General features: G+C 73.5%; 10 protein-coding genes. All 10 read left to right on the top strand.

All coding sequences use genetic code 11. The annotated features are described in order from the left end of the window. Window positions 1-8 precede the first annotated feature (8 nt). The 10 genes from WHN02_RS21670 (at window position 9) to WHN02_RS21625 (ending at window position 10,753) form a co-directional block, all read left to right on the top strand. Window positions 9-353, top strand: coding sequence for a cupin domain-containing protein (locus WHN02_RS21670; protein ID WP_434740534.1), 345 nt, complete (start codon window positions 9-11; stop codon window positions 351-353). A 5-nt stretch (window positions 354-358) separates the two neighbouring features. Then, window positions 359-898, top strand: coding sequence for a hypothetical protein (locus WHN02_RS21665; protein WP_434740533.1), 540 nt, complete (start codon window positions 359-361; stop codon window positions 896-898). Beyond that, on the top strand, window positions 891-1,841 hold the full coding sequence (locus WHN02_RS21660) for an aminotransferase class IV (protein ID WP_434740532.1): 951 nt from the start codon (window positions 891-893) through the stop codon (window positions 1,839-1,841). Before WHN02_RS21665 ends, WHN02_RS21660 begins: the two co-directional genes overlap by 8 nt. Next, window positions 1,838-2,539 carry a hypothetical protein gene (locus WHN02_RS21655; protein WP_434740531.1) on the top strand — a complete coding sequence of 234 codons (702 nt, stop codon included), beginning with the start codon at window positions 1,838-1,840 and terminating at the stop codon, window positions 2,537-2,539. Before WHN02_RS21660 ends, WHN02_RS21655 begins: the two co-directional genes overlap by 4 nt. Beyond that, on the top strand, window positions 2,540-5,512 hold the full coding sequence (locus tag WHN02_RS21650) for a condensation domain-containing protein (RefSeq protein WP_434740530.1): 2,973 nt from the start codon (window positions 2,540-2,542) through the stop codon (window positions 5,510-5,512). Window positions 5,513-5,560: 48 nt separating this feature from the next. Next, window positions 5,561-7,159 (top strand): AMP-binding protein, encoded by a 1,599-nt coding sequence (locus WHN02_RS21645; RefSeq protein ID WP_434740529.1) that lies wholly within the window; start codon window positions 5,561-5,563, stop codon window positions 7,157-7,159. Further along, window positions 7,156-7,878 (top strand): HAD family hydrolase, encoded by a 723-nt coding sequence (locus tag WHN02_RS21640; protein ID WP_434740528.1) that lies wholly within the window; start codon window positions 7,156-7,158, stop codon window positions 7,876-7,878. The genes WHN02_RS21645 and WHN02_RS21640 overlap by 4 nt, the downstream gene beginning before the upstream one ends. After that, window positions 7,871-9,046 (top strand): hypothetical protein, encoded by a 1,176-nt coding sequence (locus tag WHN02_RS21635; protein WP_434740527.1) that lies wholly within the window; start codon window positions 7,871-7,873, stop codon window positions 9,044-9,046. The genes WHN02_RS21640 and WHN02_RS21635 overlap by 8 nt, the downstream gene beginning before the upstream one ends. Continuing rightward, a complete protein-coding gene (locus tag WHN02_RS21630) occupies window positions 9,043-10,044 on the top strand; it encodes an NAD-dependent epimerase/dehydratase family protein (protein ID WP_434740526.1) in 1,002 nt (333 codons plus the stop codon). The genes WHN02_RS21635 and WHN02_RS21630 overlap by 4 nt, the downstream gene beginning before the upstream one ends. Before the next feature lie 109 nt (window positions 10,045-10,153). Further along, complete coding sequence (locus WHN02_RS21625; RefSeq protein WP_434740525.1) at window positions 10,154-10,753, top strand: flavin reductase family protein; 600 nt, start codon at window positions 10,154-10,156, stop codon at window positions 10,751-10,753. The last annotated feature ends 112 nt before the right edge of the window (window positions 10,754-10,865 follow it).

The raw sequence follows: 10,865 nt of genomic DNA, 5'->3' as shown, positions 1-10,865 counted from the left end.
GGAACCGGATGACCACGAGGAAACTGCACTTCACTCCCGCCACCGGCACCACGGCCGAACTCATCCCCGGCTACCACGGCCGGTTCGTCCACGGTGACCGGCTGACGGTGGCGATCTGGGACGTCACCGCCGGCAGCGAGGTGCCCGGCCACAGTCACCCGCACGAGCAGATCGTGAACTGCCTGGAAGGCACGTTCGAGATGCGGGTCGGCGGCGAGGTCTTCGTGATGGGACCCGGGGACAGCGTCGTGGTCCCCGGTGGGGTCGAGCACTCCGCGGTGGCCCACACCGACGTGCGCTGCCTCGACGTCTTCCACCCCGTACGTGACGACTACCGGATAGAGGAACGGTGACGCCGATGCGATCCCACGTGCACGTCCACACCCTCGGCCCGTCCGGCACGAACTGTGAGGCCGCCGCCCACCACTGGCTCGACCGGCAGCGGATCGACGACCACCGGGTGACCCTGTACGGCACGCTGGAGGAGGCCGTCGAGGTGGTCACCACCGCCCCCGGCGCCCACGTCCTGCTCGGCTGCGTGGTCTACCCGGACCTGCACCACATCGTCTTCCGCAACCTCGGGGCGCTGACCCTCGTCGAGTGCTTCGTGATGCCGACCCACAACATGGTGGTGGCCGGTGACATGTCCAAGCCGGTGCCGACCGTCGCGTCGCATCCCGCCCCGGTCAACCTCCTCGACGGGTGGACCCCGGAGATCAGTTTCGTCGACAGCAACGCGCGGGCCGCGTTGACCGTCGCCGCCGGGGCGGCGGACGCCTGCGTGACCACCTCGGTCGCCGCCGCCGAGGTGGGCCTGCCGGTGGTGCGGGACTTCGGTCCGGTGCCGATGGGGTTCAGCATCCACGCCAACGGCACCTACCGGCAGCAGCATGGCTGAGCTGTCGGTCTGGTTCGACGGTCGGGTCCACACCGGTGTCACCCCCGAGCCCACCCTGAACACCTTCGGCCTGCACTACGGGTACGCCGTCTTCGAGGGACTGCGCTCCTTCGACGTCGGCGGGACCGCGTCGATCTTCGCCCTGCAACCCCACATCGACCGGCTGCTGCGCTCCGCGGCCACCCTGGACATCCCCATCCGGTACGACAACGACACCCTCGTCGCCGCACACCACGAGGTGCTCGCCGCGAACGGGTTGACCGAGGCGTACCTGCGGCCGGTGGCCTTCCTCGGCGACGGCCTCAGCGGGCTCGGCACCCAGCGACACCGGGCGCACCTGGCGATCCTGGCGTGGCCGTGGGCCAACCCGGCACCGGGCGGAGGCGGTGTCCGGTTGGCCGTCGCCCGGCGGCGGCGTCCGGCACCGGACAGCTTCCCGCCGCACACCAAGGCCGCCGGTGGCTACCTGATCGCCAAGCTGGCCCACAACGAGGCGACGGCCCGGGGCTTCACCGACGCGATCATGCTCGACGACAGTGGCCACCTCGCGGAGGCCACCAGCATGAACGTGTTCCTGGTCCGCGACGGCGGGCTGCTCACCCCGACCACCCGGGCCTGCCTGCCCGGCATCACCCGGGGAACCGTCATCGACCTGGCCCGCCAGGCGGGGGTCCCGGTACGGGAGGCCGACCTCACCGTGTCCGACCTGCTCGGCGCCGACGAGGTCTTCCTCACCAGCACCGCAGCCGGGGTACGGCCGGTGCAGGCCGTCGAGGACCACGTGTTCGGCGACGGCAGCCCCGGCGCGCTCACCACCGATCTGCTCGGCCGCTACGACGCGCACGTTCTCACCCACTCCACCCCGCCGGCCGCGCCCGCCGATCCCACCCCACCCGGGATCCTCGGCCCGGCCGCCGCCCTGACCTCGGGAGGCCGCGCATGACGGAGCCCCGCGACATCGTCGCGAAGACGATCGGTGACGTGCAGGTGAGCACCTGCGCACTGGTCGACGTCCTGGACGGGATGGGCGTCACCGACGCCGTCCTGCCCGTCGCGCTGCGGCAGCGGGCCGGTCGACCCGCCCTGGCCTACGGGACCGCGTACACGGTGTCCTGGGTGCAGGTCCGTAAGCAGGCCTCCATCCACCAGCCGACCCCGGGGACCTGGCAGCAGGTCCGCGACTTCCTGGTCCCGGAGGTCACCGACGGCACCGGGCGGATCTACGTCGGCGGGGCCGGTGACCTGGTCACGCACGCCGCGCTGGCCGGTGGGATGTCGGTGACCTACCTGCTGGAACAGGTCGGCTTCGAGGCGATCGTGCTGGGTGGCGCGGTGCGGGACCGGGCGGTGGTGGAGGCGGCGGACCGACCGGTGGTCGCCAGCAACTTCACCCCGACCGACACCCAGGGCGCCTACCGGGTCGCCGCCACCGGCACCGAGTGCCGGATCGGCGACGTACGGATCGTCACCGGCGACTGGGTGTTCACCGACGGGAACGGCACCGTCGTGATCGCCGACGAGATCCTCCTGGAGGTCCTGACGAAGGCGGTGGCCGTGGAGAACGCCGAGGCCCGCATCCTGGCGCAGGTCCGGGCCGGTCGACCGTTGCCCGAGATCGTGGACGAGGGTGGGCAGATCTGAGTGGGCCACACCGTCGTACCGCTGTCACCGGCGCAGGAGCGGCTCTGGACCTCGACGGAGATCCGCCGGGGTGACCCGTTCTTCCACATCCCCTTCGTCGTCGGTCTCGACGGCCCGCTCGACGAGGCCCTGCTGCACGCCTGCCTCGAACTGCTGGTGGCCCGGCACGCCGCGCTGCGCGCCCGGGTGGCCTGGCAGGACGGCCGGGTCTGCCTGGTCGTCCCGCCCGCCGAGGAGGTCGCCCTGGACTGGTTCCGGGGTGCGGTGCTCGACGCCCCGGACGAGGCGACGGCCGACCGGGAGGTCGACGCCGTCGGACGCGCCCCCTTCGACCTGGCCGCCGGGCCGCCGCTGCGGGTCCAGCTGATCCGGTTGGGCCGCAGGCGGCACCGGCTCGCCGTCACCGTGCACCACCTCGTCTTCGACGGCTGGTCGTTGGACCTGTTCGTCGCCGAGCTGGCCGCGCTGTACGGGGCCGGGGGCGATCCGGAGCGGGCGTTCACCGGGCCGCCCCCGGACTACGCCGGACATCTCGCCCGGCGCGACGCGGGCCGGTCACCCGACGCGGACGTCGAGTTCTGGTCCGCCCGGCTGGCGGGGGCCCCGGCGGCGGTGGTGCTGCCCAGCGGGCGGGTGCGCCCGGTGACCACCGACCACGCCGCCGCCCGCTACACCAGGACGGTGCCGCCGGACCTCGTGGAACAGCTTCGGCAGCTCGCCCGATCCCGTCGGGTGACGATGTTCATCCTGCTCAAAGCCGTCTGCGACGTCGTGCTCAGCCACTACGGCAGCGCCGACGTGCTGACCGGGGTGGCGATGGCGGGCCGTGACCACACCGAGAGCCACGGCGTCGTCGGTTACCTGGCCCGGCCGGTCGTCCTGCGCAGCGACCTGAGCGCCGATCCGTCGTTCCGTACCCTGCTGGGTGCGGTACGCGGGGACCTCCTCGACGCCCACGAACACCCCGAGCTGCCGTTCGACGCTGTCGTACGGACCCTCGGGGTGCCCCGGGACCCCGCCTACAACCAGCTCTACCAGGTGATGTTCGCCTACTCCGGTGAGCGGGCGGCGCACAGCGCCGGTGACCTGCGGTTCACCGTCACCGAGTTCGCCCCGGCCACCATGAAGGTCGACCTGTCGGTGGTCTGCACCGACACCGCCGGGGGCCTGCGGGTGGACCTCGACTACCGGCGCGACCTCTTCGCCGAGGCCGACCTCGCCCGGGTCGCGGACCGGATGACCTCGGTGCTCGCGGGGATCGCCGTCGACCCGGACGCGACGGTGTCACAGCTGGGGCGACTCGGCGGGGACGAACTGCGGGCGGCGGTGGACGAGCCGAACCGTCCGGTCGCGCTGCCGGACTCCGGTCCGGTCACGCTGCCCGACCTCGTCGCCTCGGTCCTCGACCGGGCGACGGCGACACCCGACGCGATGGTCGTCGCGGCGACCGCAACGGAGCCCGAACTCACCTGTCGGGGCCTGGTCGCCGCGGTCGCCGCCACCACGCGGCGGCTCGCGGCGGCCGGGGTCCGGCCCGGCGATCCGGTCGCCTTCTGCGGCGAGCCGTCGGGTGCCCTGGTGGCGGCCCTGCTCGCGGTGATCCGGACGGGGGTGCGCGGCGTGTTGCTCGATCCCGGGTGGCACTCCTTCGAGCTGCGCAACGCCCAGTCCGAGGCGGGTTTCCGGGTGGTGCTCGCCGACGCGCAGGCGGCCCGGCTGTTCGACAGGTCCCGGGTCGACGTGCTCGTCCTGGACGACGTCGGCTCCGGCCCGGGCGGCACCGACACAGGCACCGACACCGACACCGGCCCGGACGGCCTCGGCGTCTGGCCCGGCGGGGCCGCGTTCGTGGCGTACGACGAGGACGCGGAGCAGCAGGCCGTCGTCCTGTCCGGCGACGTCGTCTCGGTGGTGGTGCGTACCCTGCGGCGCGAGGTCGCGTCGTCGCCGGTCCGGGTGCCGCTGGTCAGCTCGACGGCCTCGATCGGCGTCGTGATCGAGGCGTTGCTGGGCACGACTGCTGGTGGCACGCTCGTGCCGGCCCCGTCGGCGGACGAGCACCGGTCGTGGGCGGTGCACCAGGTGTTCGGCCCGCTCGCCACGGGTGGGCTGGCGTTGTTCGACGGCCGCCCCCGGCCGGGGTGCCGGGCGTACGTGCTCGGGCCGGACGGTACGCCGGTGCCGCCGGGCGCGGTGGGCGAGCTGTTCCTCGGCGGGGACCTGATCGCCGACGGTCACCTCGACGAGGAGTCCACCGAGGCCACGTTCCGGCCGGACCCGCTGGCCGGTCGCCCGGGGGCGCGCCGGTTCGCCACCGGACGGCTCGCCCGCCTCGCGGTGGACGGCCGTCTCGAACTCCTCGGCGACGCCCGCGACCCGGTGCTGCGTCAGGGGATGCGGGTGGATCCGGGGCCGGTCGAGGACGCGCTGCTGGAACATCCCGGGGTCGGCGCGGCCAGGGTGCTGCAGTGGCGTCCCGAGCGGGGCGAGCCGACACTGCTCGCGCTCGTCGCCCGTACCGCCGCCGGTGTCGAACCCGGTGCCCTCGCCGTCCACCTGGCCGCACGCCTCCCCGGCTATCTGCGGCCGGACCGGATCGTGGTGGGGGAGACGGTGCCCACCGACCATGACGGGATCGAGCGGGCAGTGGCGGTGGCGGATGCCACGGTGGACGCGGCGGAGCCACGGGCGGCGGACCGGCGGGTGATCGCGGCGGCCTGGGAGAGGGTCCTCGGACGGGCCGTACCGGTGAACCTGAACTTCTTCGACGCCGGTGGCAACTCCCTGCTGCTGATCAGGTTGCGCGACGAGCTGCGGACCGCGCTGGAGACCGAGGTGTCGCTGACGGACCTGTTCAGCCACCCGACGATCCGGGCGATGGCCGAGGCGCTGGGTCGACCGGTGGCCGCGCCCCCGCCTGCGGTGAACCGGGGCGAGGCCCGCCGGTACGCACACGTCCGCCGGGGCCGGTGACAGGTGGCCGGGACGGACCACAGCACCAATTCGGATCTTGGAGAGGTCATGCTGAAACGGACGCTGTACCAGTGGTTCGAGGAGTCGGCCCGCCGGTTCCCGGAGGCCACGGCGCTGAAGGTGGGCGAGACCACGCTCAGCTACGCCCGACTGCGGCGGCGGGCGCTGGCCGTCGCGGCCGACGTCATGGCCGGGCGTGACCGCCCGCCGACCCGGATCGCCCTGGTGGCGCCCCGCACCGCCGCCTGCGCGTACGCGGGAATCCTGGCCGCCCAACGGCTCGGTGCCACAGTCGTGCCGCTGAACCCGGACCACCCGAGTCACCGCAACATCGACATCGCCCAACGGGCCGGGGTCGAGGTGGCCCTCGTGGACCGGGAGGTCCGTGACCCGTTCCAGGACCTACCACGCCGGTTCCGGCCGTCGACCCTCGTCCTCGGCGACACCGACCCGGGGGAGGACCCCGACGTGGACGGGTTGCCGCCGGTGGTCGCCGACGCCGACGCCGAGGCGTACCTGCTGTTCACCTCCGGCACCGCAGGTGTGCCGAAGGGGGTGCCGTTCAGGCACCGGCACATCTCGCCGTACCTCGCGCACAACCTGGACCGGTTCGAGATCGGCCCGGACTGCCGGGTGTCACAGACGTTCGGGTTGACCTTCGACGCCTCCGTGGGGGCGACCTTCATGACCTGGGGGGCGGGCGCCACCCTCGTCGTGCCGAGCCGCGAGGAGCTGTTCCAGCCGGTCGACTTCATCGTCCACCACCAGCTGACACACTGGTTCTCCGTGCCGTCGGCGGTCCGGGTGGCACAGCACCTGGGCAACCTGCCGACGGGTGCCGCGACGTCGTTGCGGCACAGCCTCTTCGGGGCCGAACCGGTCACCCTCAAGCACGCCCGGCTGTGGCGTACGGTCGCCCCGAACACCGACATCTACAACCTGTACGGCCCCACCGAGGCGGTGGTGAACTGCACCGAGTTCCGGCTGACCGGCGATCCGACGGGCTGGACGGCTGCCGACAACGACACACTCCCGATCGGGGTCGTGTACCCGGGGATGGAGGCTCTGGTCATCGACCCGGACGGCAACCCGGTCGACGACGGGGAGCTGTGCCTGCGGGGGTGGCAGCGGTTCGACGGGTATCTCGACCCGGCGGAGAACGATGGCCGGTTCGTGACGTACGAGGGCACCGGCCCGGCCCTCCCGTGCCCGCCCGGCCGGGTACCGTCCCCCGACGACTGGTACCGCACCGGCGACCGGGTCACCCGTGAGGGCGTCGACCTGGTCCACCGGGGCCGCCTGGACCACCAGGTCAAGGTGATGGGACACCGGATCGAGATCGGCGAGGTGGAGGCCGCGATCCACCGCCACCCGGCGGTCACCGACGCCGCTGTGGTGGCGATCCGGGTCGACGACGACACCCGGCTGGTCGGGGTGCACACCGGCCCCGGGGTGACGGCCGCCGAACTCGACAGGTGGCTGCGCCACGAACTGCCGATCCACATGGTGCCCACCCGGCTGGAACACCTGCCCGCGATGCCGCTCAACGACAACGGCAAGATCGACCGCCGGGCGCTCACCGACAGGTTCACCGCCCGGGACGCCGTGGGCGTCACCGACGCCCCGCCGCTGGGAGCGCAGCGGTGACCGCCCCGGAGCTGGTCATCTTCGACCTGGACGGCGTCCTGGTGGACACCCAGGCCGCCGAGACCGGGGCGCTCGGACACCTGGCCCGGCTGATGGGGGTGCGGCTCGGCGGCGACGAGGCCGCCGACCTGTTCGCCGGCAAGCGGATGGCCGACTGCATCGACGCGATCTCCGAGCGGGCCGGTGCGCCTCCGCCACCGGGGGCGGTGGAGCTGGTACGGGCCCGCTGTGAGGAGCTGATCGGCGATCACCTGGAACCGATCGACGGGGTACGCGAGGTCGTCACCGCCGTGGACCGGCTGATGTGTGTCGCCTCCAACAGCCCCCGGGAGTTGATCCGTCGGCGGGTGGAGGCGGCCGGGATCGCCTGGGCCTTCGGTGACCGGCTCTTCTCCGCGTACGACATCGGCAGCTGGAAGCCCGCCCCCGACCTGTTCCTGTCGGCCGCCCGGGAGTGCGGCGTACCGCCCGCCTCGTGTGTGGTGGTGGAGGACAGCCCCGTCGGGGTGGCCGCCGCGATCGCGGCGGGCATGCCGGTGCTGCGGTACGGCCCGGACGGCTCCCCTGCCGACCCGGCCGCGATCAGTCCGTACCTGCCGCCCGGCACCGCGGTCGACGGTCTGACCTCCTTCGCGAAGATGGCCGACCTCCCGGCCCTGATCTCGCATGTCCCCAGTCCTCGTGCCGGTACGCGTCAGGAGATCTCACACGATGGTTGACACCCGTAGGGCGATGGTGATCGGCGCCGGTGACCTGGGCAGCCGGGTCCTGCAGGGCCTGGCGTCGAGCGGTTCGGGACGCGAACTCCGGCTGGTCGGGCGGGACGGTGAGGCGACGCTACGCGCGGCGAACCTGGCCGCCCTGAGCTCCCTGCAGACCGGCCACCGCAACGTGGTCTCCCACGCCGTCGGTGACCTGTCCGACGTCGACCGGACCGCCGCGACGATCAGCGCGTTCCAGCCGGACGTCATCTTCCTGACCGCCAGTCTGCAGTCGTGGTGGGTGATCTCCACCCTCCCGCAGCCCGCCTTCGAGCGGCTCTACCAGGCCAACTTCGGTCCCTGGCTGCCGATGCACCTGGTCCCGGTGCTGTGGGCGATGCGCGCCGTCCGGGCCGCCCGCAGCGACGCCGTGGTGGTCAACGCCGCGTTCCCCGACGCGGTTCACCCCGCGCTGGCGGGCGTCGGCCTGTCGCCGCACGTCGGCATCGGCAACGTCGCGAACAACGTGCCGGGGATCCGGAGCGCCGCCGCCGACCTGTTGGGCGTGCAGGTCCGCCGGGTGGAGGTCAGGCTCGTCGCGCACCACTACGTCTCGCACCGGCTGTCCCGTACCGGCGACAGCGGCCCCGCCGGGATGATCCTGCGGGTCCTCCTCGACGGCAGTGACGTCACCGACCGGTTGGACCTGACCGAGGTGCTCGGTGCCCTGCCCGGCCGGTACCGACGCACCGGGGGCCGCGACGGGCAGGTGATGACGGCGGCGTCCGCCCTCAGCGTCCTCGCCCCGCTGCTCGACGGGCGGGAGGCGACAGTGCACGCCCCGGGTCCGCTGGGGCGGGTCGGCGGATATCCGGTGGCGCTGTCGCCCTCCGGCGTCGACGTGGTGCTGCCGCCCGGTGTCGGCGAGGCGGAGGCCGTGGCGGTCAACCTCAGCGGGCAGCGCTGCGACGGCATCACCGGGATCGACGACGCCGGTACCGTCGACTTCGAACCGGAGGCGGCCGACGTCCTCGCCCGGGAACTCGGCTACCACTGCACCCGGATGCGGTTGGCGGAGGCGGAGGGCCGGGCCCGGGAGATCGCCGAACGGTTCGCCGCCTACCGCGAGCGGGTGCTGATCGACCCGGCCTACCAGGCCCGGCCCCGGTCGGCGGTGACGGTGTGACGACGCTGTTGGTGCTCGGCGGGACCCAGTTCCTGGGACGGGCGGTGGCCGAGGAGGGGATCCGTCGGGGTGCCCGGGTGACAGTCGCCCACCGTGGCGACCACGAGCCGCCGCCGGGCGTGACCGCCCTCCGTGGCGACCGGACGGATCCGGGCTCCTGGGCCGAGGTCGAGGAGCTGTTGACCGACCGGCGGTGGGACGTCGTCGTCGACACCTGGTCCGGCGGCCCGGCCGAGGTCCGCCGGTCCGCCGCCGCACTGCGCGACCGGGCCGACAGGTACGTCTACGTGTCAAGCCGTTCGGTCTACGCCTGGCCGGCGGCGGACGGTGCCGACGAGGACGCCCCGGTGGTCGACCTGCCCACCGGCGACGACCCGGAGGACGTCGGCTACGCCGAGAGCAAGCTGCTCTCGGAACTCGCCGTCGAGCAGGCCTTCGGCGCACGGGCGCTGCTCCTGCGCGTCGGGATGCTGGTCGGGCCGCGCGAGAACACCCGCCGCCTGCCCCGGTGGCTGGCCCGGCTGGCCGCCGGGGGCCCCGTACCGGTGCCCGGGCCCGCGGACCTGGACTGGCAGTACGTCGACGCCCGGGACCTGGCGGCGTGGACGTGGCGGGCTGCGGCGGAGGGACTCGGCGGGGTCTTCGACGCCGTCGGCCCACCGGACGGGACGACGACCGGTGAGCTGCTGGGGCTGGGTGTGGAGATCACCGGTGGCCGGAGCACCCTGCAGTGGCGTGAACCGGCGGCCTTCGCCGCAGCGGGGGTAGAACCCTGGACCGACCTGCCCGGTTGGTTCCCGCCCGGCCCGGAGCACGCCGGGGTGCACCGTGGCGCGGCGGCGAAGGCGGCCCGGCACGGGCTCGTGCAGCGCCCGCTGCGCGACACGGTGGCCGACACGTGGGCCTGGATGTGCACCGACGAGGGTGTCGCGGCGTGCCGGGACCTGGATCCGCTCTGGTCCCCGGAGGCCGAACGGCGACTCCTGGACGCGGGCTGAGCAGCATCCGTCCGGTTCCCTGACGGACGCCCCGGCGCCGTCCTGCCCGGCGGGGACCCGTCCGGCGTCGCCGCCCCGTCCGACAGTCGGTTCGACGAAGGGAAGTCATGTGTCCAGCACCGGGCGGTCGCCCCGTCCTCCGGTCCACCTGGCGGCCCCGGAGCCGTCGGGTGCTGTGCCGGCGTCGCTGCGCGAGGTGATGGCTCGGTTCGCCACCGGCGTCGTCGTGCTCACCGTCGGCGGGTCCCACGTGCACGGCATGACGGCGAACGCGTTCAGCGCCGTGTCGCTCGACCCGCCCCAGGTCCTCTGCTGCGTCGCGCACACGGCCGTGATGCACCGGGCGCTCACCGCCGAGGGCCGGTTCGGCGTCTCGATCATGTCGGCCGGTCAGGTGGACACGGCGCGACACTTCGCTGACAAGAACCGGAGGTTGGGTTCCGCCCAGTTCGACGCCGTCGACTGCCGTCCGGGTCCGGCCACCCGCGCCCCGCTGCTCGTCGGCGCGCTGGCCTGGCTGGAGTGCGAGGTGGTCGACGCCTACGTCAGCGGTGACCATTCGATCTTCGTCGGTGAGGTGCTGACGTCGGCGCGTACCGGAGGGGACGCCGCGCTGCTCTTCTTCGACGGCGCCTTCCAGTCCGTGACCAGCACCTCCGGCAGGGTCGGGCGGGAGGTGGCGGGTCGGCTCGGTCCCTCGAACGGGTGACGGTCGGGGCGCGACGGCCGCGAGGCCACCGGACGGACGGACCCCGAGGCCACCGGACGGACGGACGCCGAGGCCATGGAACGGAAGCACGAGGCCACGGGACGGACGGCCG

It is taken from the genome of Micromonospora sp. SH-82 (genome assembly GCF_051132485.1).
Lineage (GTDB): Bacteria > Actinomycetota > Actinomycetes > Mycobacteriales > Micromonosporaceae > Micromonospora.
The sequence above is the reverse complement of the archived record's forward strand: the minus strand, read 5'-3'. Positions and strand labels throughout refer to the sequence as shown.